The 26,693-nt window shown below is 70.4% G+C and carries 16 protein-coding genes and 1 pseudogene; 6 read left to right on the plus strand and 11 right to left on the minus strand.

The window, feature by feature from the left end:
- Window positions 1-867: 867 nt before the first annotated feature.
- The gene (locus Q0863_RS08600) at window positions 868-1,122 is read right to left on the minus strand and encodes an acyl carrier protein (protein WP_298577258.1); all 255 of its coding nucleotides are present in this window, start codon (window positions 1,120-1,122) and stop codon (window positions 868-870) included.
- Between the two features lie 102 nt (window positions 1,123-1,224).
- Between Q0863_RS08600 and Q0863_RS08605 the strand changes: the two genes are divergently transcribed.
- On the plus strand, window positions 1,225-3,330 hold the full coding sequence (locus Q0863_RS08605; protein WP_298577260.1) for an ATP-binding protein: 2,106 nt from the start codon (window positions 1,225-1,227) through the stop codon (window positions 3,328-3,330).
- Window positions 3,331-3,492: 162 nt separating this feature from the next.
- Here the strand turns inward: Q0863_RS08605 and Q0863_RS08610 are convergent, their stop codons facing one another.
- Window positions 3,493-4,401, minus strand: coding sequence for a crotonase/enoyl-CoA hydratase family protein (locus tag Q0863_RS08610; RefSeq protein WP_298577261.1), 909 nt, complete (start codon window positions 4,399-4,401; stop codon window positions 3,493-3,495).
- Complete coding sequence (locus tag Q0863_RS08615; protein WP_298577263.1) at window positions 4,386-5,663, minus strand: beta-ketoacyl-[acyl-carrier-protein] synthase family protein; 1,278 nt, start codon at window positions 5,661-5,663, stop codon at window positions 4,386-4,388. Before Q0863_RS08615 ends, Q0863_RS08610 begins: the two co-directional genes overlap by 16 nt.
- 340 nt (window positions 5,664-6,003) lie before the next feature.
- Here Q0863_RS08615 and Q0863_RS08620 point away from each other — a divergent pair, with 340 nt between their 5' ends.
- From Q0863_RS08620 to Q0863_RS08640, 5 genes are all read left to right on the plus strand, one after another.
- A complete protein-coding gene (locus tag Q0863_RS08620; protein WP_298577265.1) occupies window positions 6,004-7,965 on the plus strand; it encodes a pyridoxal-dependent decarboxylase in 1,962 nt (653 codons plus the stop codon).
- Between the two features lie 103 nt (window positions 7,966-8,068).
- Window positions 8,069-8,485 carry a putative zinc-binding protein gene (locus tag Q0863_RS08625; protein WP_298577266.1) on the plus strand — a complete coding sequence of 139 codons (417 nt, stop codon included), beginning with the start codon at window positions 8,069-8,071 and terminating at the stop codon, window positions 8,483-8,485.
- Window positions 8,486-8,587: 102 nt separating this feature from the next.
- Complete coding sequence (locus tag Q0863_RS08630) at window positions 8,588-9,454, plus strand: SCP2 sterol-binding domain-containing protein (RefSeq protein WP_298577267.1); 867 nt, start codon at window positions 8,588-8,590, stop codon at window positions 9,452-9,454.
- On the plus strand, window positions 9,447-10,472 hold the full coding sequence (gene nadA / locus Q0863_RS08635) for a quinolinate synthase NadA (protein WP_298577268.1): 1,026 nt from the start codon (window positions 9,447-9,449) through the stop codon (window positions 10,470-10,472). Before Q0863_RS08630 ends, nadA begins: the two co-directional genes overlap by 8 nt.
- Window positions 10,469-11,938: an FAD-binding protein gene (locus tag Q0863_RS08640; RefSeq protein ID WP_298577270.1), complete on the plus strand. Its 1,470-nt coding sequence runs from the start codon at window positions 10,469-10,471 to the stop codon at window positions 11,936-11,938. Before nadA ends, Q0863_RS08640 begins: the two co-directional genes overlap by 4 nt.
- A 23-nt stretch (window positions 11,939-11,961) precedes the next feature.
- On the opposite strand, the gene Q0863_RS08645 is transcribed toward Q0863_RS08640, so the two are convergent.
- From Q0863_RS08645 to Q0863_RS08680, 8 genes and pseudogenes are all read right to left on the minus strand, one after another.
- The gene (locus Q0863_RS08645; RefSeq protein WP_298577271.1) at window positions 11,962-12,840 is read right to left on the minus strand and encodes a U32 family peptidase; all 879 of its coding nucleotides are present in this window, start codon (window positions 12,838-12,840) and stop codon (window positions 11,962-11,964) included.
- Between the two features lie 22 nt (window positions 12,841-12,862).
- On the minus strand, window positions 12,863-13,861 hold the full coding sequence (locus Q0863_RS08650) for a peptidase U32 family protein (RefSeq protein WP_298577273.1): 999 nt from the start codon (window positions 13,859-13,861) through the stop codon (window positions 12,863-12,865).
- 86 nt (window positions 13,862-13,947) lie between these two features.
- Window positions 13,948-15,405 (minus strand): annotated as a pseudogene (locus Q0863_RS08655) (UbiD family decarboxylase); the annotation flags it as partial.
- Between the two features lie 504 nt (window positions 15,406-15,909).
- Entirely contained in the window at window positions 15,910-17,469 is a 1,560-nt protein-coding gene (locus tag Q0863_RS08660) for a sodium/solute symporter (RefSeq protein WP_298577275.1), read from the minus strand.
- A gap of 206 nt (window positions 17,470-17,675) precedes the next feature.
- Window positions 17,676-19,088 carry a sugar porter family MFS transporter gene (locus tag Q0863_RS08665; RefSeq protein ID WP_298577276.1) on the minus strand — a complete coding sequence of 471 codons (1,413 nt, stop codon included), beginning with the start codon at window positions 19,086-19,088 and terminating at the stop codon, window positions 17,676-17,678.
- Between the two features lie 354 nt (window positions 19,089-19,442).
- Window positions 19,443-21,875, minus strand: a complete 2,433-nt coding sequence (locus Q0863_RS08670) for a glycoside hydrolase family 95 protein (RefSeq protein ID WP_298577278.1) — start codon at window positions 21,873-21,875, stop codon at window positions 19,443-19,445.
- A 214-nt stretch (window positions 21,876-22,089) separates the two neighbouring features.
- Complete coding sequence (locus Q0863_RS08675; RefSeq protein ID WP_298577279.1) at window positions 22,090-24,948, minus strand: TIM-barrel domain-containing protein; 2,859 nt, start codon at window positions 24,946-24,948, stop codon at window positions 22,090-22,092.
- 4 nt (window positions 24,949-24,952) lie between these two features.
- On the minus strand, window positions 24,953-26,629 hold the full coding sequence (locus Q0863_RS08680; RefSeq protein ID WP_298577281.1) for a DUF5597 domain-containing protein: 1,677 nt from the start codon (window positions 26,627-26,629) through the stop codon (window positions 24,953-24,955).
- Window positions 26,630-26,693: the final 64 nt, after the last annotated feature.

A 26,693-nucleotide genomic window follows, 5' to 3' on the forward strand; every position in this document is an offset into this window, starting at 1 on the left:
TCGAGGCGACTGAATCGGCGTCCTGCAAGAAGAGCCGCAGGGGCGCTGTTTGACTGTCCAAGGCTCCGCGGATGTTCTGGGCGAGCGTCGCGAGGTGGCGCCTATCCGCTCCCCTTAGTTCCAAGGCCGCCGCCACAGCTATGCACAAGAGCCTCCCGAGCCCGTCGAACCGGTCCGGGCTGCTGTGGAACTTGAGCAGGGCCGAGCAGATCGGATGCGTTGTAGCAAAGCCCCGGGGGCTTGCGAGCGCAGCCGTTGGGCGCCTCCGTATCTCTTCGAGTCGTCCTCGCTCGACACTGAGAAAGTGCCTGAGAGGCTCGAGGAGCGCCCGATCCTGAATCGTGAGCTGGCCCCATAAGTCGTTGATCGCCACCGCAACAGGACGCTGCAGCGATCTCGGAACCTCCGCGCCGTCTATCAAGTCGACCGGAGAGGCGGCGATAGCGGCGGCAGGCATAGCGCAGGGTAGTGCTAGGGTCGTCCCGCGCGCAATGCTCGTGACAGCTATCTAACGACGGCAATCCACCTAATCCACCAGAAGGCTATGCCCGCCAAGACCTGAGCGGAAGTTCCGTTAGACGCTTGCAGGATCCAAGATGTTTGTTTCTAAAGACTTTTTCCATTTTCCATGCAAAGACATCCAAGCTCCATTTCAGATTGGTGGAAATTGAGGTGGTCTAGCGACCAAACTCTCATAATGAACGCCGGTCGGCCCATTCCCGGCACCGAACGAATCCGTCGTCGCCTCGTCCCGGGGCCAGGCGTTTGCGTCCCGTTCGTTTCCTCCGTGACCAGGACCGCCGGGGCAGGCCTTCACCCCTGCCTCGTGCATCCCCCGCCGCCGGTCCTGGACCGCGCGACGTTCGCCTACGTCTGCTGGCCGCGACCCATGCTGTCCTGGATCAGGGCGACGATCTGCTCGACCGTCGGGTCCTTGGGCAGGGACATGTTCTTGAACGTGAAGTCCAGCTCGCTTTCGAGGTCGAGCATGATGTCGACCTGGATGATGGAATCGATGCCCAGTTCCTGGAGCCGCGTCTGTGCGCTAATGGGAACTTCGGTCGATCCGACCCGTTCTTGAAGCATTTCGGTCAGACGACGCAGAATGGCGGAGTTTTCCATGCGGGACACCTGTCATGTCCTCGCTGGCCCGGTTCCTGCGTGCCGGAAATCAGGACTTCCGACCGGAACGAACAACAGCAATGGGACGTTGAGGGCATTGTAATGGACCCGGCGGGCAGCCACGAGGCGAACAGGAGCGTCATCGCGCAGGCGAATTTCCGGCTCAGCTTCGGCGTGCTGGTCGCCGTCACGATCGCCTGCGTGCACTGGTTCGGCGCCTCGCGCCCGGCCACCGGCGACGGGCTGGTGCTGGGCATGCTCTCGGGCTACATCGCCTATGCCGCGCTCGCGCGCTGGCTGGCGGCGCACCCGCAGTGGCTGGCCTCGCGCGACCTGGTGGTGATCACCGCGGTGATCGACCCTCTGATCCTGTCGGCGTGGATGTACTTCGCCGGCGGCTCGTCGATGGTCTTCGTGGCCTTCTACCTGTTCACCACGCTCGGCTTCGGCTTCCGCGTGGGCACCATGGCCATGCACATCTGCCAGGCGTTCTCGCTGTTCGGCTTCGGCGTGGTGGTGATGACCTCGCCGACCTGGCAGGGCAACCTGCTGTTCGCGGCTTCGCACGCGCTGCTGCTGCTGGTGGTGCCGCTGTACGCGGCCAGCCTGGTCCGGCGCATCAACGCCGCGCGCGAGGCGGCCGAGTTCGACAGCCGCGCGAAGTCGCAGCTGCTGGCCAAGGTCAGCCACGAGCTGCGCACGCCGCTGACCGGCATCGTCGCCGACGCCCAGCTGCTGGAAGTGGAGGCCGTCGATGCGGGGACGGTCAACCGCGCCCGATCGATCCAGCGCCTGGCCACCACCCTGGACTCGGAGATCAAGCAGCTCCTGGACCTGTCCAAGATCGCGGTGCACGGCGGCGACCGCAGCCAGGTGGCCGAAACCTTCAGCCTGGCCTTCACCGCGACCCAGGTCATCGGCTCGATCCGCTCGATCGTCGGCGCCAAACCGCTGGCGGTGGAGCTCGACTTCGACGAGCGGATCAAGCTGCCGGTGGTCGGGCGCCACCAGGAACTGGTGTCGATCCTGACCAACCTGGCCGGCAACGCGGTGAAGTTCACCGAGCAGGGCTCGGTCGCGCTGGAGGTGCGGCTGCTCGAGGCCACCGACACGGCGTACCGGATCCGCTTCGCGGTGTCGGACACCGGCATCGGCATCGATCCGGCGTACCACGAGAAGATCTTCCAGCCGTTCTTCCAGGTCGAGAGCGGCCCGGCGCGGCGCTACGGCGGCACCGGCCTGGGCACCTCGATCGCCAGCGAACTGGTGCGGCGCATGGGCGGGCAACTGCAGGTCGACAGCGCGCGCGGCCGCGGCAGCACGTTCTTCTTCGAACTGCGGCTGCCGGTCGACGCCAGCCCGTCGGCGGAGACGGCGGTGGCCAATGCGGCGCCGTCCTGCGTGGCCGGCAAGCGCGTGCTGGTGGCCGACGACAACGCCACCAACCTGTCCCTGCTGCGGGAGATGCTGCTCAAGGACGGGCACCAGGTGACGGCGGTGGAGAGCGGCCACGAAGCGATCGTGATGCTCAGCGCCAACACCTACGACGTCATCTTCCTCGACTACAACATGGACGACGTCAACGGCGCCGTGGTCTACCAGACCTACGCCTACAGCCGCGTGCAGCTGGCGCCAACCTTCTTCATCACCGCCGACACCACGGCGATGACCACGCGCCTGCTCGAGGACCTCGGCGCCAACGGCGTGATCTACAAGCCGCTGACTTTCGAGAAGATCCGGGAGGCCATCGCCAGCGTGTTCCCGGACGAGGCGCGGCCGGTGTCCGAGCCGCTGCGGCAGCGCCAGGCCGGGCCGATCGCGCTCAGCGGCGTGCCGGTCGAATACCTGGACCCGACCGCCATCGAGGAGCTGCGCGAGATCAAGGACAGCCCCGAATTCCTGCACGCGGTGGTCGCCGACGGCATCGGCGACATCCATGCCCTGCACCAGGCCATGGCCGAGGCCATCGACGGTGGCGACCTGCCCGGCATGCACAAGCATGCACACGCGCTCAAGGGCGTGGCGCTGAGCCTGGGCGCGGTGCGCCTGGCGCACCTGGCGGACCGGCTGATGACCATGACCCACGACACGCTCACCGGCAGCGCGGAGCGCTGGCACGAGGACCTGGACGTGTGCGTGGCCAAGAGCTGCCAGTCGCTGGACGACCTGCGGCTGGCCTTCGCGACGCAGGCCGCGGTCAACGACTGATCCGCGCCGCCGGCAGCGCGGGCGCGGACGCGCGCACTCGATACCCATCCACCCTCTCCCGCAGGCGGAAGACGGGCCAGGCATCGGCGTTGGACCGCGCCTGGCGCTTGCGCGCAGCCGGCCGGGCCGCCTGCGGAACGAACGGGCCCCGGGTCGCCGGGCTCAGGCCACCCGGGCCACGGCCGCCGGAGGTTCCGCGACCGCCGCCGCGCCCTGCTGCTCGCCGGCCTGCATCAGGATCAGCATTTCCATCGCGCGCACTTCCTCGGTCGTGAGCTGCATCGCCGCTTCCACCCAGTCCTCGACCACGCGCCTGCCTTCGGCGTAGTCGATGCCGGCGCTGCGGCGCACCGCCTGGCGCACCATCATCCGCGCCTTGCGACGCGAGGCGTGCTCGCGGATGTAGCGCTCCACCGCCAGCTCGCCAGAACCCTTCGGAACGACCTCGTCGACCAGCCCCATCTCCAGCAGCTGCGCGGCGCTGTAGATCTTCTTGTTGGTCATCAGCTTCTCGGCTGCCTTCGGCGCGATGCGCTCGCACAGCAGGCCCATCGCGCCGCTGCACGGGAACAGGCCGAACATGATCTCGGGAAAGCCGAAGCTGCTCTGCTCCTCGGCGATGATGTGGTCGGCCGCGAGCGCCAGCTCGAAGCCGCCGCCCAGCGCCCGTCCCTGTACCAGCGAGATGGTGGCCATCCGGCCCTTGAACTCGGTCGACCAGGCGACGATCGCGTCGAGGCAGCGCATCGAGTACTCGCGCAGGCGCTGCACGTCGCCGCGCCGGATGCACTGCAGGAAGAAGCGCAGGTCGCCGCCCTGGCTGAAGTAGTCCGGGTGGCTGGACTGGATCACCGCGTACGGCGGCGGGTGGCCGATGGCGCCGGCGACGGCGGCCGGGATCCGCAGCTCGTCGATCAGTTCGTGGAACTCGTCCACCAGCGCGGGCGTGAAGTTGTGGACGCCCGAGGCGTCGGGCGAGACGTTGACCCATAGCGTCCGTTCGGCCAGCTGGCGGATCTGGGTGCTGACGCGTCTGGGGGCGGCACGGTGGGCGGTCAGGGTGTGGTGCATGGAAGCTCTCCTTGTGGGCGGGGTGGCGATTGCCGGGGGGTACTGGAAATCACGAGCGCGGCATTGGTGCCGCCGAAACCGCAGGAGAACGACAGCGCATGCGGGATCGGCATGGCGCGCGGGGCGGGCCCGACGTGGTTGACGGCGCAGGCCTCGTCCGGCTCACCCAGGTGGGCGCTCGCGGGGGCCACGCCGATCCGCATCGCCAGCAGGGTCAGCACGAACTCGAGCGCGCTGGCGCCTCCCAGCAGGTGGCCGTGGACGGATTTGGTGGACGAGACCGCGGCATCGCCGGGTCCCGCGCCGAAGACTTCGCGGATCGAACTGGCCTCGATCTCGTCGCCGCCGCGGGTGGCGGTGGCGTGGGCGTTGACGTAGGCGATGTCGGCCGGGCGCAGCCCTGCCGAAGCCACGGCCGAGCGCAGCGCCGCCACCTGGCCGCGCGAGTCGGGCATGCCGATGTGGTGGGCGTCGTTGGTGCAGGCGTAGCCGCTGAGGTAGCCCAGCACCTGCGCCCCGCGTTCGCGCGCGAGCCTGGCGTTTTCCAGGATCACGAAAGCCGCTCCTTCGCCCAGCACCAGGCCGGTACGCTGCTTCGAGAATGGACGGCAGGTCGTGGACGGATCGTCAGGATCGGGTTCGGCCATCGCGCGGGTGCCGTCGAAGGTGCCCAGCACCAGCGAGGTCAGCGACCCTTCCGCGCCACCGGCCACGGCGATGTCGAGGTCGCCGCGCGCGATCGCGCGGCCCGCCTCGCCGATCGACACGCCCGAGGAGGCGCAGGCGCTGGCGCTGGTAATGACCGGGCCGGTGATGCGGTGGCGGATCGCGATCTGCGCGCCGCCGCCATTGCCCATGATCGCCATCGAGGTCCACGGCCGCGAACGCTGCCGGCCTTCGAGCAGCAGCTGCTGGAACCACTCCAGCCCGGTCGCGGTGCCGCCGTTGACGTTGCCGTAATAAAGGCCCGCACGCTCGCCGTAGGCGGAGAATTCCTCAAGCCCGGCCTGCGCGATCGCCTGGCGCGCGGCGAGGATCGCCATCTGCTGGACGCGATCCAGGAACGGACGCTCGAGCTTGGGGAACGCTTCCTCGAACTGCACCGGGATCGCGCCCGCCGCGAACAGCTTGCGGATCGGCGGCGCCTCGTACAGGCGAATCCCGGACGCCCCCGTCCGCAACGAGGCTTCCGCCTCGGGCACGTTCAACCCGATGGGCGAAACAACGCCCATGCCGGTGATCGCGACATCTTCCATCGCCATGCGTGTCCATCCCGATCAGTGACCTCGGGACGCACCAGATTGTCTTCCCTGTTCCCAGCGCGCCCGGATCCAAAAGCACAATGCGCGCGCTGACGGTATCACCGAAAACCGCGGCGCGGATAGAACGCAGGTTGCGTACGCGTGACAGCCGCGGACGACGGCGTTCGCGCCGGCCGCAGCGCCGACGGCGAAGCGGCAGCGGCCGGCGCGACCCTGCCCTGCGCGAAGAAGACCGCCGCCCGGCGCGACCGCCCTCGGGCGTGCGCGGCGCCGCCGGGCACCTGCCTGCCGGTTGATCTGGGTCATGGGGTGGCCCGCGGCGCGCCGCTACGCTCGCCCCATGCAGCCCGCCTCCTTCGCCGCGCCCTTCGATTCCGATCCCATGCCGGAGGACGGGCAGCGCACGCTCGACGCCTGCTTCCTCGGCCCCTATGCCGAGAACGACTCGCTGCTGGAACGGCTGATCGTCGAGTTCCTGCGCGACCACGTGCACTGGCGCCGCAACTTCCATCCCGAGGACCCGCCGGCGATCCCCACGCGCGCCGCCCAGCATCCGCAGTACCAGGCCTTCGAGGCGCGCATGCGGCGCGAACTGCACCAGCTCTCGGCAGCGCTCAAGCGCTCGGTGCCCTTCCACAGCCCGCGCTACATCGGCCACATGGTCTCGGACCTGCTGCTGCCGGGGCTGGCCGCGCAGATCCTGACCCTGCCCTACAACCCCAACAACGTCAGCGGCGACGCCGCGCCGGTGACCCTGCAGCTGGAAATGCAGGTCGGCCTGCAGCTGGCGCGCATGCTCGGCTGGCCCGACGATCCGGCCCGGCCCGACTGCGCGTTCGGCCATCTCACCTCCGGCGGCACCCTGGCCAACTACCAGGCGCTGCGGCTGGCGCTGGCGCTCAAGGCCTTCCCGGTGGCGTTGCGCGCCGCCGCCGTGCCGGACCTGGCCCTGCCCGACGACGACTGGCAGGCCTTCAACCTCGCGCCCGAAGCGGGCATCGCGCTGTTCGCGCAGTGGCAGCAGTGGCTCGCAGCGCAACCCGCCGCGGAACGTGCGCACTGGAGCGCGCAGGTGCAGGCGCAGCGCGTCGAACAGCTGGGCCTGGTGGCATTCTTCGCGCGCCACCACGACCTGCGCGTGCCGCTGGTGCTGGCGCCGATCACCGCGCACTACTCGTGGAGCAAGGGCCTGAAGATGCTCGGCCTCGGCCGCGACCAGCTGCGCCTGCTGCCGACGCGCGGCATGCGCCTGGACGCCGATGCGCTGGAAGCCACGCTCGCGCAGTGCGCGCGCGAACGCCAGCCGGTGCTGATGGCCGTCGCCGTGCTCGGCACCACCGAATACGGCACGGTCGATCCGGTCGACGCGGTCGTCGCAGCCCGGTCCCGCGCGCCGGGCCTGGGGTTCAGCGTGCACGTGGACGCGGCCTGGGGCGGCTACCTGACCACGCTGTTCCGCAATCCCGACGGCAGCCTGCGGCCGCTGCACGAGGTGCGGCAGGGCTTCGCCGCGTTCCCGCAGCCGGCGGTGCATGCCGCGTTCGCCGCGCTGGCCGAGGTCGATTCGGTGACCGTGGATCCGCACAAGCTCGGCTACCTGCCCTACGGCGCCGGCGCCTTCGTCTGCCGCGACCAGCGCGCGCTGCCGCTGCTCGCCGAGGCGGCCGACTACGTGTTCCAGTCCGGCGCGGCCGGCGACTATGCCGCCCGCTACCGGCAGCTCGGCCAGCTCGTCCCGGAAGGCTCCAAGTCCGGCGCGATGGCCGCCGCGGTGTACGTCAGCCATCGCGTGCTGCCGCTCGACCATGCCAATTTCGGCCTGCTGCCGCGCCAGACCGTCCTCGCCGCCGAGGCCTTCCAGGCGCGCGCGCAACGGTTCGCCGCGGAGATGGCGGGCACGGTGGCGGCGCTCGTGCCGTTCCCGCCCGACAGCAACCTGGTCTGCCTGGCGCTCAATCCGCACGGCAATCGCGAACTGGCCCGGGCCAACGCCTTCTTGCGCCGGCTCCACGACGAGCTGCGCTGCGATCCCGGCCAGCCGCTGCAGGTCAAGCAGTTCTTCGCCTCCATCACCACCCTGCGCCGCGACGTGGTCGGCGAGCACGACATGCGCCAGATCCTCGACGCGCTCGGCATCGATCCGGACAGCCGCGACGAGGGCGACGACGCCGGCCGCCTGGTGATCCTGCGTCACACCCTGATGAATCCCTACCTGATCGACCGCGAGAACGGCATCAGCTACATCGACCGCTATTTCGAACACCTGCAGGCGCGGCTGCGGGTGCTGCTGCCGGCGGCGTAGCGATGCGCGGACGCACGATCGGGCCTGGCGCATCCGGCGCGATGGCGCGCCGGCAACGACGCCTGCGCGCGCAAGCCGCGCCCGACTGCTGAGGGGGTTGCCGATGTCCAGGAAAGCCAAGCCGCCGCTGGTGTACTCGTGCTCGGGCTGCTCCAGCGCCGCGCAGATGACCAACCAGCTGGCGCTGTGGCTCGACCGCGAGGGCGAGGCCGAGATGTCGTGCATCGCCGGCGTCGGCGGCGGCGTCACCGGGCTGGTGCGCACCGCGCAGGCCGGCCGGCCGATCCTGGCGCTGGACGGCTGCGTGCTGCACTGCGTGAGCGCCTGCCTGGCGCAGGCCGGGGTACAGGCCGACGCGCACCTGACCCTGTCCGATTACGGTGTGCCCAAGCGCAGGCATGCCGACTTCGACCAGGCACAGGCGCGCGCGGTGTTCGAAGCCGAGGTCCGCCCGGCCGCACGCGCCCTGCATCCCGACGCCGGGCGCGATCGACCGCCCGACTCCCCCGGCGACGCTTGACCTGGGTCAGCGCGCGGCGATCGGCGGCCCCCTAGCCTGCCTCTCCTGGCCGGGCGGCGCGCGCCTGGCCGGCCTGCGAACAGGCCTCACCACCGGGATCCCATGCAGCCGCCGCTTCCCGCCACGCCACTGCCTATCGTCCCGCCGCTGGCGCCGCTGCTGCTTGCCTGCGCACGCCACGGCATCGATCGCATCGACGAGGGCATGCTCGGGCTGCTGGCGCTGCGCCGGGTGATGTCGGCGGCCGCCGGACGCCAGAAGCGCGCACTCGGCCGGCCGCTGCGCGACGAGGCGCGCGAGGTGCAGGTGCGCCAGCGCGCGCGTCGGCTCGCGCGGCGCCTGAAGGTGTCGCCCGACACTGCCGACGGCCTGGCCTCGCTGCTGTTCACCGATGCCCTGCGCCAGCAGGACGCCCATGCCGTCCGCGCCGCGGCGCGGCACGCCCCCTCCGTCTTCCGCCAGCCATGCGACGCCCCGATGATCCGATCCCACGCCCTGCTGCGCCTGATCCCGCCTCCCACCCGTTGGCGGCCGCTGCTGCACCTTGCGCCAGCGCAACTGCGCGACCGTGTCGTGGCGCGCGCGCTGACGCAGGCGCTCTCGCCCGGGCACATCGGCAGCGCGCTGGACGAAATCGTCGGCCGGCGCCTCGGCATCGAGGTGACTGACCTGGGACAGCGCTGCGTCCTGGAATGGCGTGACGGCCGCCTGCACGTGGTCGACGCACAGGCCGAAGCCACCGTGCGCGGCAACGCGACCGACCTGCTGCTGCTCGCCGCGCGACTGGAGGACGCCGACACCCTGTTCTTCCAGCGGCGGCTGGTGCTCACCGGCGACACCGAACTCGGGCTGACCGTGCGCAACCTGCTCGACCGCATGCCCTGGGAGGCCGTGCCACTGGCGCTGCGGATCGTCGTGCATCGCGGCGCCCGCTTCGCCCGCGCGGCGCGGGAGGCCTACCGTGCCTGAGTCCACGCCGCGCTGGCGCCCGGAGCTGGAAACGCGGTACGCCGAACTCGGCGCGCGCCTGGAGCCGCTGCTGCCCTGCCTGGAGTGGCCGCTGCACCTGCCGTGGATCGACGCGATCAACGTCCTCAAGCGCGAGCGCGGCGCGGTAATCATGGCCCACAGCTACCAGTCGCCGGAAATCTTCCACGGCGTGGCCGACGTCACCGGCGACTCGCTGGCGCTGGCGCAGGCCGCGGCCGACTGCGACGCCGACCTGATCGTGCTGGCCGGCGTGCACTTCATGGCCGAGAGCGCGAAGATCCTGGCGCCCGGCAAGACCGTGCTGATCCCGGACCTCGAGGCGGGCTGTTCGCTCGCCGCCTCGATCACCGCCGCCGACGTGCGCGAACTGCGTCACCGCTACCCGGCCGCGCCCGTGGTCACCTACGTCAACACCAGCGCGGCGGTGAAGGCCGAATCCGACGCCTGCTGCACCTCGGCCAATGCCGCGCAGGTGGTCGAGGCGATGGCGGCCGAATGGGGTTCGGACCGGGTGATCTTCCTGCCCGACGCCTTCCTCGGCCGCCATGTCGCACAGCAGACCGGCATCGAGCTGGTCCTGTGGGACGGGCGCTGCGAGGTCCACGAGCAGTTCACCGGCCAGCAGGCGCGGCACGCGCGCGAGCGCTTCGACGCGCGCCTCGTCGCGCATCCCGAATGCCCGCCAGAAGTGCAGGACGAAGCCGACTTCGTCGGTTCGACGACCGCAATGGGCGCGTGGCTGGAGCGCGAGCAGCCGGCACGGGTGGCGCTGATCACCGAATGCTCGATGGCCGACAACCTGCGCGCGCGTTTTCCCAAGATCGAGTTCATCAAACCCTGCAACCTGTGTCCGCACATGAAGCGGATCACCCTGCCGGGCATCCACGCCTGCCTGCGCGACCTGCGGCACGAGGTGCAGGTGCCGCCCGACATCGCCGCGCGCGCGCGCGCCGCGCTGGAGCGAATGCTGGCGGTGGGCCGGCGCGACCGGGTGTGAGCGCAGGCCCAGTGGCGCCGCTGGTGGTGGTGGGCGCCGGCGTGGCCGGGCTGTCGGTGGCCCTGGCCGCCGCGCCGCGTCCGGTGCGGGTGCTCGCGCGCCGACGCGATGGCGCCGACAGCGCGAGCGCCCTGGCCCAGGGCGGGATCGCGGCGGCGATCGGCCCGGGCGATTCGCCGGCTGCGCATGTGCACGACACCCTGGTGGCGGGCGCCGCTCACAACGATGCCGCCGCCGTGCGCTACCTCGCGCGACAGGCACCGGCCACGATCGCGTGGCTGCAGTCGCTGGGCCTGGTCTTCGACCACGATGACGGACGCCTGCGCCTGGGCCGCGAGGGCGGTCACCACGCCCACCGCATCGTCCATGCCGGAGGCGACACCAGCGGCGCGGTGCTGCTGCGCACCCTGCAGCAGGCCGCGCGCGCGGCCGCACACATCGAACTGCACGAAGGCCGGCAGGCGGAGGCCCTGCTGCTGCGCGGCGGCGCCGTCGCCGGCCTGCGCCTGCGCGACGCGTGCGGTGTGACCACCACGCTCGAAGCGGATGCCGTGGTCCTCGCCACCGGCGGACTCGGCGCACTGTTCGCCGCCAGCACCAATCCGGCCGGCGCAGACGGCAACGGACTGGCCCTGGGCCTGGCGGCCGGGGCGGCCGCACGCGACCTGGAGTTCATGCAGTTCCACCCGACCGCGCTGGCGGTGCCCGGGAGTGCCCTTGGCGGACAGCCGCTGCCGCTGGTCACCGAGGCCCTGCGCGGCGCCGGGGCGCGCCTGTGCAACCACCGCGGCGATCCGCTCATGGCCGGCCTGCACCCGCTGGCCGACCTCGCGCCGCGCGACCTGGTCGCGCGTCGCGTCTGGCGCGAACGCCAGCGACAGGGCGGCGCGTGGCTGGACGCCACCGCGCTCGGCGCGGCCTGGCCGGTGCGCTTCCCGACCGTGTACGCGGCATGCCGCGCGCACGGCATCGATCCTGCGTGGCAGCCGATCCCGGTCACGCCGGCCGCGCACTTCCACATGGGCGGGCTGGCCACCGACCGCGATGGCCGCACCACGGTGCCCGGTCTCTACGCAGTCGGCGAGGTCGCCTGCAACCGCGTGCACGGCGCCAACCGCCTGGCCAGCAACTCGCTGCTCGAGGGACTGGTGTTCGGACGGCGGCTGGGGCGGCGGCTGGCCACGGCAGGCGCAGTGCCGGGATCCGCGGCCGCAGGCAGCGCGCACGGCTGGGCCGCGGCCGGAGCGCCCGCGGGCGCCGAGGCGATGGCGCGCCTGCGCAGCCTGCTGTGGAACGCGTTCGGACCGGTCCGCGACGGTGTCGGGCTGACCTCGGCGCTGCGCCTGTTGCGCAACGACGCGGCCGACTACGGCTGGCAGGGCCGCCTGGCCGCGCAGCTGCTGGAGGCGGCCCTGCGTCGCAGCGGCAGCCTGGGCGCGCATTGGCGCGGCGACGCCGATCCGTAGTCGTGTCGCACGCGCGCGCCTGCTCAGGCCTGCGCCAGCGTCGCCTTGCCCGGCCGCCCGTCCCAGTAGCCATTGCGCGCGCCCAGCGGCGCCGGCGGCTGCGGTGCGGACAGGCCGTCGCGGAAGTGCGCCAGCACCGCGTCCATGCCGTGGGCCTGCGGCGAGATGCGCAGGATCCCGACGCCGCAGGCGGCGAGCGCGTCGCGCTCGGGCAGCAGGTCGGTCACCTCGGTGCCCTGGATCTGGATGCCGTTGATGGTCAGGAACGGCTCGCCTTCGCGCGTGGCCAGCGGCAGGCCGTCGGGATGCTCGATGCAGCGGAAGCCGCACTGGTCCTTGGCGACGTCCAGCGCGCGCGCGGTGAAGCAGCGCGCCGAGTACGCCAGCGGCAGCCGGCCCCAGGCCAGCATCTCCAGTTCGGGCATCGTGCCGCCCTCGGCCTCCAGCGCCTGGCGCAGTTCCTGCAGCAGGCTGCGGCCCTGTTCGACGCCGGGCACCCAGCGGTACAGGCCGTCGTCCATCAGCATCGCCAGCGCGCGGTGGTTGTACACGTTGAGGGTCGGCCCGCCGACGAAGGGCAGCCCGTGTTCGCGGCAGACCTGCACCGCCGACATGTCGTTGGCCTCGATCCGGAACGTGCCGTTGCCGGCCTGGCGGCGCAGCGCGCCCAGCTCCGATTCGGCCTCGATCAGCGCCAGCGTCGAAAGCACCACTTCCTTGCCGGCGTCGGCGAGATCGTGCGCGATCGACAGCCAGTCCTGCAGGCGCAGCTCGCGCCGCTTGCTGCAGATCGTCTCGCCGAGGTAGACGATATCGACCGGCCAGCCGGCGACGTCCCGATAGAACGCGAGCGCCTGCTCGCGCGGCCAGAAGTACTGCAGTGGCCCCAGGCTCAGTTTCATTGCGGTGTTCCCCTGCATGCGCTCAATGCCAGGCCCGGTGGTAGGGCCCGAGGGTGGTCTGCTGGCCCTCGGCATGCGCGGCCAGCGCCTGCTGCCAGGACGCCTCGGTGGTCCAGCGCTGCGGATCGGCACGGTAGCGGTCGATCGCCTGGCGCCAGGTCGAGGCGACCGCGCGCACATAGGCCACGCCACGCTGCCGGCCCTCGATCTTCAGCGCCACCACCCCGGCTTCGGCCAGCGGCGGCAGCAGTTCCAGGGTGTTGAGGCTGGTCGGTTCCTCGAGCGCATGGAACACCTCGCCGCCCACGGCGTAGCGGCCCTTGCACACGGTGGGGTAGCCGGCCGGCTCGGCCTCGCCGAAACGGTCGATCAGCATGCCGTTCAGGCGCACGCTGCGGCTGTTGTCCGGATGTTCGTCCCAGCGCACGAAGCTGGCCGGCGAGCACACGCCGTGGCGGTTGGGCGAGACGCCGGTGACGTAGCTCGAGAGCTGGCAGCGGCCCTCGACCATGATGCACAGGCTGCCGAAGGCGAACACCTCCAGCGGCACCGGCGAGGCCGCGCACAGGCGCTGCACCTGCTGCAGCGCCAGCACCCGCGGCAGCACCGCCCGGGCGATGCCGAAGCGCTCGTACGCGTACTTCAGCGCCGGCGCCGTCGTGGCCGATCCCTGCACCGACAGGTGCCGCGCGAGCGCCGGATGGGCGCGGCAGGCGTAGTCGAGCACGCCCATCTCCGCAGCGATGATCGCGTCCACGCCCAGTTCCGCGGCATGGTCCACCGCGGCCTGCCAGTACGGCAGGCGCACGCTGTCGGGATAGGTGTTGAGCGCCAGGTACACCTGCCGCCCGCGCGCATGCGCATAGGCGATGCCACGCCGCAGCTCCTGCTCGTCGAAGTTCAGGCCCGGGAACGCACGCGCGTTGGTCTGGTCGCGGAATCCCGCGTAGACCGCATCGGCGCCCGCGTCGATCGCGGCCTGCAGCGCGGGCAGGTTGCCCGCGGGACATACCAGTTGCATCAGCGACTCCCTGTGTCGATGGCGTCGGACAGCGGCCCAGCGCCGCGTCGCATGGCCGGAACGGTGGGCTGCGCGCGGCTGGCGGACAGCTGCGACCACAGCGCATCGACGCGGCGCTCGACCTGGGCGTCGGGCACGATCGGCCGGCCCCATTCGCGATCCGATTCGCCGGGCCACTTGCGGGTCGCGTCGAGCCCGAGCTTGGAGCCGAGGCCGGCCACGGGCGAGGCGAAGTCGAGATAGTCGATCGGCGTGTTCTCGACCAGCAGCATGTCGCGCGCCGGGTCCACGCGCGTGGACAGCGCCCACAGCACCTGCCCCCAGTCGCGCACGTCGATGTCCTCGTCGGTGACGATCACGAACTTGGTGTAGGTGAACTGGCGCAGGTACGACCAGACCGCCATCATCACGCGCCGCGCGTGGCCGGCGTACTGCTTGCGGATCGAGACCACCGCGATGCGGTACGAGCACGCTTCCGGCGGCAGGTGGAAGTCGACGATCTCCGGGAACACGCGCTGCAGGATCGGCACGAACACGTCGTTGAGCGCCGCCGACAGCACCGAAGGCTCGTCGAACGGCGCCCGCCCCATGTAGCTGCCGTGGTAGATCGCGCCGTGGCGCATGCGCATGCGTTCCACCGTCAGCACCGGGAAGGTGCCCTGCGCGTTGTAGTAGCCGGTGTGGTCGCCGAACGGGCCTTCCAGCGCGGTGTCGCCGGGATGGATGCAGCCTTCGAGCAGGATCTCGGCGCCGGCCGGCGCGTCGAGCCCGGTGGTCGCGCTGTGCCACACGCGCGTGCGCTCGCCGCGCAGCAGCCCGGCGAATTCGTACTCCGACAGGGTGTCGGGAATCGGCGCGACCGCCGCCAGCATCGTCGCCGGATCGGCGCCGATCGCCACGAGCACCGGAAACGGGCGATCGGGATACTGCCGGCACCAGGCCGCGTAATCGAGCGCGCCACCGCGATGCGGCAGCGAGCGCATGATCAGCCGGTTGCGCGCGATCGGCTGCTGGCGGTAGATCGCCACGTTCTGGCGCTTGCGCTGCGGCCCGCGGGTGACGACCAGGCCGAAGGTCAGCAGCCGGCCGACGTCTTCGGGCCAGCAGTGTTGCAGCGGCAATCGCGGCAGGTCGACCTCGTCGTGCTCCAACACCTGCTCGCAGAACGCGGCCGCCTGCACGCGCCGGGGCGCGGCGTGCGCCAGCTGCGCCAGGCCCGGCCAGGCGTGCAGCGCCTCGCGCATCGAACCGGGCCAGTCCGGCTCCTTGAGCCGCGCCAGCAGCTGGCCGAGCTCGCGCAGCGACGACAGCGGCCGGTTGCCCAGCGCCAGCTCGATGCGGCGGCGATGGCCGAACAGGTTGCCCAGTAGGGGATGGCGCGAGCCGGTGGCTTGGCGCATCAGCAGCGCCGGACCCTGCTCACGCAGCGCACGCAGGCACAGGGCGGTGCTCTCGAGCACCGGATCGACGGGGGCATCGATCTCCAGCAGGTCATCGCGTGCGGACAGGCGATCGAGGTAGCTGCGCAGGTCGTGGAAGCTCATGCGCCGTCGTCGTCGCCGGTCGCGCCTCCTGTGCGTACAGCGACCGCCACGTCCGACGCGCACCCAGCATGGAGCCTGCGCCACGCACCCGTCGTGGGACCAGTCGCGCCCGCTCTGTTCGGCTTCATTCGCATCCGTCCCGCGTCCTGCAACGCGGGATGATGCGGCCCGCCGCTTGCGGGCTGTCTGACCTGGATCAAGTGCGGCGCAATCGCGTCGCGCCTGCATTGCGTCCGTGGACCCGCTCCTGCCTGATCGCGGCTGAAGCCGCTCCCACATCGGAATTCCGCGTCAGCCCCTGCATCGGCATTCCGCGCCCGTGCCTGCATTGGCATCGGGCGCACGCGCTTGTGGGGGGGTCTGAGCAGCGACAAGCGCCGGACGCGGCATCGCAGCAGATGACGATGCGGGGCCGCACCGGGCGATGGTCGTTGCGGGCTGTCCCGCAGGGTCGCAGTCGAGGTCGCTGCTGCAAACGCGTCGCGCCTCGTACCGCCGACGCGGCTACCAGAACAGCGCGTACAGCGCGGCCAGGATCGCCAGCACCGCCAGCGCGCCGGCATTGAACGCGCCGCGGGTGCGGTAGTCCACGTCGCGGGTCTGGATGATGTCCTGCTCCGGCGCGGCCCGGGTCAGCAGCGACACCGCGACCGCCAGCCCCAGCGCCAGCAGGAACACCAGGCCGACGCGATCGATGAAGGGCAGCGCCGGCCAGGCCAGCTTGAGCACGATCGACAGCGCGAACGAGCCAATGGCCGCGGCCAGCGCGCCGGCCTCGTTGGCGCGCTTCCAGAACAGGCCCAACACGAAGATCACCACGATGCCCGGGGTGAAGAAGCCGGTGTATTCCTGGATGTACTGGAAGGCCTGGTCGAAGCTGCCCAGCAGCGGGCGCGCGGCCAGCACCGCCAGCGCCATCGCCACCACCGTGACGATGCGTCCGGTGCGCACCAATCGCCGCTGGTCGCCCTGCCCGCGCGGGCGGTACAGGTCCAGGGTGAAGATGGTGGAGATCGAATTGGCCATCGACGCCAGCGAGGACACGATCGCGGCGATCAGCGCCGCGAACACGATGCCGAGGATGCCCGCCGGCAGCAGCGACATCATCGCCGGATAGGCGGCGTCCGGACGGCCGATGTCCGGCGCCAGCAATACCGCGGCCAGGCCGGGCACCACCACGATCACCGGCATCAGCAGCTTGAGGAAGGCGGCGAACAGCACGCCCTTCTGCGCCTCGGCCAGGTCCCTGGCCGCCAGCGCGCGCTGGATGATGTACTGGTTGAAGCCCCAGTAGCTCAGATTCATGATCCACATGCCGCCGACCAGCACGCTGATGCCGGGCAGGTCCTTGTAGTAGGGATTGTCGGGCGAGAGGATCATGTGGAAGTGCCCGGGCACCTCCATGCGCAGGCGCTGGAAGCCGGCCCAGATCCCGGCGCCCTCGCCGATGCGGTCGAGCGTGATCCCCGCCAGCAGCAGCCCGCCCGCCACCAGCAGCACCACCTGCACGATGTCGGTCAGCGCCACCGCCTTGAGCCCCCCGTACAGCTGGAACGCGAGCGCGAACCCGGCCAGCGCCAGCAGCGCCGTCATCTGGTCGATGCCCGCCACGTGCCCGATCGCCAGCGAACCCAGCCACAGGATCGAGGTGAGGTTCACGAACACGTACAGACCCAGCCAGAACACCGCCATCACCGTGCGGATGCGGCTGCCGTAACGCCGCTCCAGGAACTGCGGCATGGTGTAGATGCGGTTGCGCAGGAACACCGGCAGGAACCACTTGCCGACGATCAGCAGGGTCGCGGCCGCCATCCATTCGTAGGAGGCGATCGCCAGGCCGATGGCGAAGCCCGAGCCGGACATGCCGATGATCTGCTCGGCCGAGATGTTGGCCGCGATGAGCGAGGCGCCGATCGCCCACCAGGGCAGCGACTTGCTGGCGAGGAAGTAGTCGTCGGCGTCTTTCGCATGCCCCGCCTTCTCGCGCGAAACCCACTGCGCCAGCACGAACACCCCGGCCAGGTAGGCCAGCACGATGCCGATATCCAGACCCGACAGCTGCATTGCAAGCTCCAGTGCGGCCGCGACCCGCCGTCGCGCCCATCGTCGTCACCGTGATCGCGTCATTCCGCCCTGACCATGCCGACGCCCCTGACCGCGAACGCGGTGCACCGCATCCCGCCTGCCGGCTCCAGCGTTGGCCCAGCCGATGACGCGCCTCGCGGCTGGCGGACATCTGCCGCCGCCCTCCGGCGGCGGCAGAACGGCGCTCAGCCTTCCATCTGCTCCAGCTCGCGACCCTTGGTCTCGTACACGAACTTGAACACGAAGAACACCGACAGCACCGCCATCGCCGTGTAGATCCCGTAGGCGGCGGCCAGCCCCATGCCGGCCAGCAGCATCGGGAACGTCCAGGTGATCAGGAAGTTCGCGGTCCACTGCGCCAGTCCCGCGACCGCCAGGCCCGAGCCGCGGATCTGGTTGGGGAACATCTCGCCCAGCATCACCCACATCACCGGGCCCCAGGACATGTTGAAGAACACCACGTAGGCATTGGCCGCGACCAGCGCAAGCAGGCCCATCGAGTCGGACAGCTGCAGCTTGCCGGCCGCATCCACGCCGCCTGTTGCGAAGGCAAAGGTCACCAGGCCCAGGGTGATGGCCATGCCGACCGAACCGATCCACAGCAGCGGCTTGCGCCCCACCTTGTCGATCAGCAGCACGGTCACGATGCAGGCGCCGATGCTGAGCCCGCCGGAGAGCACGTTGATCAGCAGCGCGTCGCTCTCCGAGAAACCCACCGCCTGCCACAGCACCGCGCCGTAGTAGAACACCACGTTGATGCCGACCAGCTGCTGGAAGGTCGCCAGGCCCACGCCGATCCAGACGATCGGGCGGATCCGGCCGGTGGCCTTGCTCACCAGGTCCGACAGGCGCGGACGATGGTGGTCGGACGCGAGCGAGGCGTCGATCTCGCCCAGCTTGCGTTCGCCCTGGATGGCGCCGTACAGCCGTGCGAGCACGCCCTGCGCACGCTCGCGCAGGCCGCGCGCCACCAGGTAGCGCGGGCTTTCGGGGATGAAGAACAGCAGGAACAGGAACAGGAAGGCTGGCAGCAGTTCGGCCCAGAACATCCAGCGCCAGGCCTCGTAGTCCAGCCAGAGCACAGCCGTGGAGGCAGTGGCCAGGCGGGCGAGGACGTAGTTGCTCAGGAACGATGCGAACAGGCCGGAGATGATCGCGATCTGCTGCACCGTCGCCAGCCGGCCGCGGTAGCGCGCAGGCGCGACCTCGGCGATGTAGGCCGGCGACATCACGCTGGCCGCGCCGACCGCCAGGCCGCCGAGCACGCGATAGACCACGAACTCCGCCGAGGAGGTGGCGATACCCGATCCCCAGGCCGAGACGATGAAGAACGCGGCGGCCCACAGCAGCATCGTCCGGCGGCCGTAGCGGTCGGCCAGGGTGCCGGCGAACCAGGCGCCGATCGCGCAGCCCAGCAGCATCGAGGCCACGTTGAAGCCGGTGACCGCGGCGTCGGAATCGAAGGCAGCGGTGATGCCGTCGACCGTGCCGTTGATCACGCCGCTGTCGTAGCCGAACAGGAAGCCACCGATGGTGGCGACCAGGCTGATCAGGATGATGAAACGGGTGTTCTCACCTGATGTGTTGGGACTGCTCATTCGCTCCCTCCCCGGGAATTTCATTCGACCTTCGGGACATTGCTGCGCTGTGGATTTCGACGCCTTGATGCTCCATCCCTCGTCCCGCACGGCCTGGTGCCAGGACATGGGATGGCATCCCGATGACTGCGCTGTCATCTGGCGCGACAGGGTAATCGTATTGGTGCCGCCAGGACTTCTGCACCGCAACAAAATCGCCAATGGTTGCGCCGGCAACCTGCTTGCGCGGCGCGGCCTGCGAGGTGTGCGCCGCCGGGTGGAATCGAGCTGGCCCGCTGCGGCCCTGCCGAAGGCGCTGCCCGGACGGACGAGCTTCCGGCGGCTCGGCCGGGGGAGCGATGGCCTGCATCATCCTCAGGCCGGCTCCAGCCCGTGCGGACCCGGCCGCAGCCTTACGGCTTCGCCAGGCGCGAGCGTCAGCGCCAGCACGCTGCCACGACAATCGACGGCGTACTCCCCGCCGCGCTCGCTGCGCAGGGTCGCTTCCCGCAGCCTGCCGCCACGCCACGCAAGATCGACCTGCCCGGCGTTGCGCACGCGCACGCCGCGCAGTTCGCCATCCGGCCAGTCGGGCGGCAGCGCCGGCAGCAGGAACACGGCGCCGCCCCAGCTCTGCACCAGCATCTCGGTGATCCCGGCGGTGCCGCCGAAGTTGCCGTCGATCTGGAACGGCGGATGCGCATCGAACAGGTTCGGATAGGTGCGCGACGGGCTCAACAGCATGCGCAGGATCTTCATCGCGCGCTGGCCGTCGCGCAGGCGCGCCCAAAGGTTCAGGCGCCAGCCGATGCCCCAGCCGGTGGCCTCGTCGCCGCGGATTTCCAGCGAGCGACGCGCGGCCGCGGCAAGTTCCGGCGTATCGCGCGGGTTGATCTGGCTGGACGGATGCAGCGCGTACAGGTGCGAGACGTGGCGGTGGTCGATCTCGGGCGCGTCCATGTCCCAGTCGTGCTGCCATTCCTGCAGCTGGCCAGCACGGCCGATGCGGTGCGGCGGCAGGCGCTCGCGCAGGCTCGCAAGCCTGGCTGCGAAGTCGCGATCGGTGTCGAGCAGGCGCGAGGCGTCGATGCACTGGCCGAACAGGTCGCGCAGGATCTGCGCGTCCATCGACGGCCCGGCGCACAGCGCGGCCCCATGCGGGTGCTGGTTTTCTGGCGAGATCGAGGGCGCGGTCACCAGCGCGCCCGTACGCGGATCCTCGACCAGGGTGGCGGCGAAGAACTTCGCGGCGCCCTTGAACAGCGGATAGATCCGGCGCAGGTCGTCAATGTCGCGGCCGTAGTCCCAACGATCCCACAGCTGCTGCAGCAGCCAGGCGCCACCGAGCGGCCACAGACCCCACTGCGCGCCGTCGATGGGCGCGGTGGCGCGCCACAGGTCGGTGTTGTGGTGCGCCACCCAGCCCGGCGCGCCGTACATCGCGCGCGCGGTGTGGGCGCCGCGCTCGGCCAGCTCGGACACCATGCGCTCCAGCGGCTCGACGCATTCGGCCAGCGCGTTGGCCTCCGCCGGCCAGTAGTTCATCTGGGTATTGATGTTGATCGTGTACTTGCTCTCCCAGGGCGGGTGCATCAGGTCGTTCCAGATGCCCTGCAGGTTCGCCGGCTGGCTGCCGGCGCGCGAGCTTGCGATCAGCAGGTAGCGGCCGAACTGGTGGTAGAGCGCGGCCAGCTGCGGATCGTTGCCGCCGGCGAATCGGGCCACACGCTCGTCGGTGGGCAGCGCCGCTACATCCGCGGCCGTGCTGCCCAGATCGATCGAGACGCGCCGGAACAGCGTGCGGTGGGCCGCGACGTGCGCTTCGCGCAGCGCATGCCAGCGCCTGCGTGCGGCGGCGTCGAGCTGCTCGCGGGTGATGGTCTCGGGATCGCCGGAGACGTCGTCGTAGCGCCGGTAGCTGGTGGCGGCGGTGAGCAGCAGCAGCGCCTCGTCGGCATCGCGCAGCTCGATGCGGTCGCCGCGGCGGAGCAGCGTCCCGCCCTGCGCCAGCACCCGCAGCCGCGCGGCGAAGCGCAGGCGGCCTTCGATACCGAACGCGGTCTCGTTATGGCCGCGCATGAGCAGGCCGGCGTCGCCGTCGGATTGGACCTGCGCCGAGGGCTGGTCGCTGGCAAGTCCGATACGCAGCGAGATGCGGCCGGGCTTGTCGCCCGACAGGCGCACGGCCACGCACTGGTCGACGGGCGAGACCAGTACCTCGCGCCGATGCTGCAGGCCGCGGGCCTCGAAGCTGGAGGTGGCGATCGCGGTATCGAGGTCGAGTTCGCGCCGGTAGCCGTTGGTTTCGGCGATCTCGAAGAAGTCCAGCACCAGGTCGCCGAGCGGCTGGTAGGGCATCTGCTTGACCGGCTGCCCCATCATCTGCGCATTGGCCAGCGCCTCGGCTTCAGCGTAGCGGCCGGCGAACAGCAGCCGTCGCACCTCCGGCAGCGCGGACAGCGCAGTGGCCGGGGTCGGATCATAGGGGCCGCCGGCGTACAGCGTGTCCTCGTTGAGCTGGATGCGTTCGTGCTTGCCGCCGCCCCAGACCATGGCGCCGAGTCGGCCATTGCCCAGCGGCAGCGCTTCGACCCACTGGGTGGCCGGGCGCGGGTACCACAGGCGCAGGGTGTCCCATGCGTCGGCCGCCGGGCCGTCCCCGGCGTGCGCTTCGCCAGCTGCTCCACCTCGTGAAAGCGCCGATGCGCCCTCCGCGCGGGCGGAGTCGGGCGCAAGGCCGATGCCGCCCGCCATCGCGGCCAGGGCGGCGGCCTTGAGCGCGTCGCGGCGGCGCGGATCGAAGCTCATGGAGCCGCGTTTCGGAATGCGGCAATGGACGCTTCAGGACAATGGCTTCGGCCGCCCCCACTCCGCCCCTCCCCCGCAGGCGTGGGAGGGAGGAGAGGACAGGCGAGGGAGGCTTGAACACGGTGGTCCGGGGTGCCGCGACCGTCCGCTGCCGCGCACCGCCCCCTCCCCCGCTCGCAGGGGAGGGGCGGGGTGGGGGCCGGGACGCCGCGACTCATGCTTCCGGCCGCGCCACGGTCAACGCACTGCCGTCGTAGGTCACCGTGACATCGGCCGCAGGCTCCAGCGCGCCGTTGTCGCCGCGCGGGCCGTCGATGAAGCGCACGCGCACCTCTCGCTGCGCCGCCATACCCGGATACGCACCATCGCGCGCGCCGATCGACAGTTCGCCCTTCGCCTCGTCCCAGGCCAGCGGGATGCGCGCCGACTCGCCGCGCTCGTAGCCGTAGCTGCGGCCGCTGTCCTCGTACAGGGAGAAGCTGCCGTCGGCGCCGGTATAGACCTCGATGGTCAACGGCGCGTCGGGCTGCTCGTCGACGTACTGCTGCACCACCGTGCGCGGCACGATCGAGCCCGCGCGCACGAACAGCGGCATCCGCTGCAGCGGCGCGGCGGCGGTGATGGTCTGCCCGCCGTCGAAGCGCCGCCCGGTCTCGAAGTCGATCCACTGCGCTCCCGCCGGCAGGTAGACCTCGCGGCTGGTGGCCTTGAACTGCGTCACCGGCGCGACCAGGAAGGCCGGGCCGAACAGGTACTGGTCGGCGATGTCGCGTGCCCTGGCATCGGCCGGGAAATCCATGGCCAGCGCGCGCAGGATGGTGCCGTCTCGATGCCAGGTGTCGCCGGCCAGGGTGTAGATGTAGGGCAGCAGGGTGTAGCGCAGCTTGAGGTAGTGCACGAAGCTGTCGTAGTGCGGCGTGCCCTCGGGCGCGATTTCCCAGATCTCGCGGTACGGGAACTGCCCGTGCAGGCGGAAGATCGGCACGAAGGCGCCGTGCTGGAACCAACGCAGGCTCAGCTCGCGCCATTCGGGCAGGTGCGCCGGATCCTTCTGCTCGTAGCGGCGCTCGGGAGAGAAGCCGCCGATGTCGAAGCTCACGTTCGGCGCGCCCGCCATCGAGGCGTTGACCAGGCCGGAGATCTGCTCGCGGTAATCCTCCCAGCGCGGCACGATGTCGCCGCTCCAGAACGCCGCCCCGGCGCGCTGCTGTCCGGCGAAGAACGCACGCGAGAGGATGAACACGCGCTTGTCGGGCTCGACCTCGCGCGAGCCGCGGTACACGCCTTCGGAGTGCGGCAGTGGATAGGCGTTGAAGTACTCGGTCGACGAGCCCAGCGCGTTGGGCATGGTGCGCGCCTTGCGCTCGCCGATGTCGATGTTGCTGTGCAGGTCCGGTTCCGTGGCATCCAGCCACCAGGCGTCGAAGCCCTTGCTGTTGAGCTTGGTGTTGACCTGGCGCCAGAAGATGTCCTGCGCCTCGCGGGTGAACGGGTCGTAGAAGGAGTTGAGATAGCCCTTGCCGATCCAGTCCAGCTCGCCGACCTCGACGTTGCGCTTGTACATGTAGCCGGCGGCGTCGAGCTCCTTGTAGTGCTCGGTGGTCGGATAGAACTTGGGCCAGACCGAGATCATGATCTGCGCGTTCTTCTCGTGCACGTGGTCGACCATGCCGTCGGGATCGGGGAAATTTTTCGGGTCGAAGTCGTGCGAGCCCCAGGCGTCTTCCGGCCAGTACGACCAGTCGAGCACGATGGCGTCGATCGGCAGCTTGCGGCGGCGGTACTCGTCCAGCACGCCGGTCAGTTCGGCCTGCGTCTTGTAGCGCTCGCGGCTCTGCCAGAAGCCGTAGGACCATTTGGGCAGCAGCGCCGCCTTGCCGGTGAGCCTGCGATAGCCCGCGATCACGCCGTCGGCATCCGGCGCGGCGACCACGTAGTAGTCGATGACCTGCGCGGCTTCCGACCAGATCGAAAGATCCTGCGCCTCGGCCGCCGGCAACGGGTCGCGGCCCTGCAGCGCGAGGTAGGCCGGCTCGATCCGGTCCCATTCGATGCGCAGCTCGTGCTTCTGGCCGGCCTTGAGGTCGAGCGCGAACTCGTGGTGCCAGGGATTCCAGTTCTGGCGCCAGCGATCGATCACCAGCTCGCCGTCGACATAGAGCTTGGCGTACTCGCTGTTGTAGAGCGAGAAGGTGTGGCGCCCATCGCTGCGCGCGGCGATCTGGCCTTCCCAGACCACCTCGCTGCGGCCGCCAGGCGCCATGTTCTTGCCTTCTTCGGGGAAGTCCTTGAGCCCGGAGATGAACTGGTAGTCGATCTTCTCCTCGCGGCGCACGATCTTCACGTCGCCATCGATCGAGTAGGTCGCGGTGAGCGCGCCTTCCCTGCCGTCCTTGTCGTACAGCGTCACCACCTCGCCGATCTGCCGCAGGCCGCGCGGATCGCCGTAGCGGGTGATCGAGTTGTTGTCCCAGAGGATGCCGTAGCCGCGGCTCGAGCTCAGGTACGGGATCGCGTTGTCGATGTTGTGCTGGAGCAGTTCGACGTCGCGGCCCTTGAGGTTCATCCAGCCCTGCTGGTGCAGGCCGGTGCCGTACAGACCCTCATCTTCGTTGGATTCGAAGCGCTGGCGGATGCTGTGGAACGGGCGGCCATCGAACTGCTTCTGGTCGAAGCTGCGTCCGCCCGCCACCTCCGACAGCAGCGGTTTTCCGGCGGCGTCGAAGAAGGCCACGCGGCCGTCCTGCAGCGAGACTTCGGCCGAGATCGCGGGGGCGGCCACGCGCAATCTGCCGCCGGTTTCCTCCACCTCGAAGGCGGGCGGCGCGTCCTCGCGTTCGGCCCGCATCAGGCTCTTCGACCTTTGGAATGCGCCCGCCGGATCCGCGGTCACCCGGATGATGTTGCCGTCCACCACCTGCAGCCGCACGGGCGCGGCACCGTCTGCCGACGGACGCACGATGACGTCGCGGCCGTCGCGCTCCCAGCGCTCGGCGGCCTGCGCGCCGCAGCCGGCCAGGGCAATGGCCACGGGCAGCGCCAGCAGGCGCGGGAGGCGGGAGAGTCGGGTCATGGCGTCAGTGCTCCTGGTGGTCGACGTCGGATGTGGTGCGGTAGGTCGCGAGGGTGACGCGCAGCAGCTGCACCGCGTCGGAGAAGTTCAGGCCGTAGTCGGTCTGGTCGCCGTTCCAGTTGCGGTGGAACTCCCAGGCGCCATCGACATAGCGGCCTTCCTCCACGCGGTCGTAGATCAGCGCCTCGTTAGCGGCGGCCGGGTGGATGGTCACGCGCGCATGCATGCCGGTGACCAGGAATTCGTCGGGCCCCAGTTCGGCGATCAGCGCGCCGCCGATGGGCTCGGGATTGCCCGGCACCGCGCCCTGGAACCAGAAGTGCGGCAGGCCATAGGCGATGGTCGCGTTCCAGCGTTCGTTGAGGGCGATGGTCTGCTCGGGCACGCCAGGCTGCTCGGCCACGCCGTGCAGCCGCCCCTGAGATGCGGCCTTCGCGAATTCGCGCATGCCTTGGTTGACCAGCGCGAAGCCCAGCGCGAATGGCGCGATCGTCTCCGGCGTGGTGCGCTTCACGCCCAGCGGATAGTTGCCGTAGGGCGTGTAGTCCATGCCGAAGGGCACCCAGCCGATGCCGTCGTGGCCGAGCGCGGCGAACAGGTAGCGCGCGTATTCCGGCGCGTTGCCGGTCTCGGCCACGAACAGCGCGTTGTCCGGCCGCGCATAGCGTTCGAGCACGGTGGTGTAGTTCACGTACTCGGGCATGTAGATGTCGGGCGCGAGGATGTCGATGTCGGGCGCCGCGGCCTTGTACACGTCGAGCATGTTGTCGGTGGGCCCGCCGCTGGCGTACTGGCCGGGCTGGCCCGGGTTGAACGGCCCGCGCAGCGCGGCGTTGATGTACATCGGCAGCGGGTACTCGGCCTTCCCGGCCTTCGCCACCTCGTTGATGTAGCGCGCGATGTGCCAGGCGTGGAAGGTCTCGTCGGCGTCGGCTCCGAACACCTCGCGCCAGCTGCCTGGGGGCTTGCCCAGGCGGTCGAGCAGCGGCTGCGGCACCTGGCCATCGAAGGCCTGCTGCGCCAACGGCGAAAAATCGCGCACGCTGCCGTAGGTGCCCGGCTCGTTCTGCGGCTGCACCAGGATCACCGTGCGCTGCGCGTCGTGTTCGCGCAGGTGGGCCATCAGCCGGGCGAAGGCGCGGCGATCGGCATCGAGCGTGGCCTGCGCGTGCGGCGAGAGGGAGTTGAGCACCGTGCCGTCCTCGCGCACCACGCGCGGGAAGCGGTCGTTGTCGAGCTTCACCCAGCGCGGTGCGTAGTTCGGTCCGTTGTTCTTCCAGGTCGCGAACCACAGCAGGACCAGGCGCTTGTCGTGCGCGCGCGCCTGCGCCAGCAGGTGGTCGACAAAGGAGAAATCGAACCTGCCCTCCTCCGGCTCGACCTGCTCCCAGGCGATCGAGATCGAAAGCGTATTGGCGCCGAGATCGTCGAGCGCGGGCCAGACCTGCTTCAGCGGTTCGGGGTAGTTGCTGGAGTTGTGCGCCTGGCCCCCGAGGACGAGGAACGGTGCGCCGTCGACGATGAGGGCGTGCCTGCCGCCCTTGCTCTCGAAGCGTGGGATGTGGCGTTCGGCAGCTTCGCCGCCGGAGCGGACGGCGTCAGGCGCACCGGCCGCGTTGACAGCGGCATCGGCACCGGGCCGGCAACCGGCGAGTGCAAGCAGGCCGGCCAGCGCGAGCATCCGCAGCGCAGTACGCCCGCGGGCGCGGTGGCGCAGGACGGGCGCAGGGCGCGCGCGTGGCGGG

Source organism: uncultured Luteimonas sp. (assembly GCF_947492465.1).
Lineage (GTDB): Bacteria > Pseudomonadota > Gammaproteobacteria > Xanthomonadales > Xanthomonadaceae > Luteimonas.

Coding starts and splice junctions, on each gene's coding strand:
- Q0863_RS08660 (WP_298577275.1), bottom strand. CDS start 17,469: ATGCAGCTGTCGGGTCTGGATATCGGCATCGTGCTGGCCTACCTGGCC.
- Q0863_RS08610 (WP_298577261.1), bottom strand. CDS start 4,401: ATGCACCACACCCTGACCGCCCACCGTGCCGCCCCCAGACGCGTCAGC.
- Q0863_RS08650 (WP_298577273.1), bottom strand. CDS start 13,861: ATGCAACTGGTATGTCCCGCGGGCAACCTGCCCGCGCTGCAGGCCGCG.
- Q0863_RS08630 (WP_298577267.1), top strand. CDS start 8,588: ATGCAGCCGCCGCTTCCCGCCACGCCACTGCCTATCGTCCCGCCGCTG.
- Q0863_RS08675 (WP_298577279.1), bottom strand. CDS start 24,948: ATGACCCGACTCTCCCGCCTCCCGCGCCTGCTGGCGCTGCCCGTGGCC.
- Q0863_RS08605 (WP_298577260.1), top strand. CDS start 1,225: ATGGACCCGGCGGGCAGCCACGAGGCGAACAGGAGCGTCATCGCGCAG.
- Q0863_RS08625 (WP_298577266.1), top strand. CDS start 8,069: ATGTCCAGGAAAGCCAAGCCGCCGCTGGTGTACTCGTGCTCGGGCTGC.
- Q0863_RS08620 (WP_298577265.1), top strand. CDS start 6,004: ATGCAGCCCGCCTCCTTCGCCGCGCCCTTCGATTCCGATCCCATGCCG.
- Q0863_RS08670 (WP_298577278.1), bottom strand. CDS start 21,875: ATGAGCTTCGATCCGCGCCGCCGCGACGCGCTCAAGGCCGCCGCCCTG.
- Q0863_RS08615 (WP_298577263.1), bottom strand. CDS start 5,663: ATGGCGATGGAAGATGTCGCGATCACCGGCATGGGCGTTGTTTCGCCC.
- Q0863_RS08680 (WP_298577281.1), bottom strand. CDS start 26,629: ATGCTCGCGCTGGCCGGCCTGCTTGCACTCGCCGGTTGCCGGCCCGGT.
- Q0863_RS08665 (WP_298577276.1), bottom strand. CDS start 19,088: ATGAGCAGTCCCAACACATCAGGTGAGAACACCCGTTTCATCATCCTG.
- Q0863_RS08645 (WP_298577271.1), bottom strand. CDS start 12,840: ATGAAACTGAGCCTGGGGCCACTGCAGTACTTCTGGCCGCGCGAGCAG.
- Q0863_RS08600 (WP_298577258.1), bottom strand. CDS start 1,122: ATGGAAAACTCCGCCATTCTGCGTCGTCTGACCGAAATGCTTCAAGAA.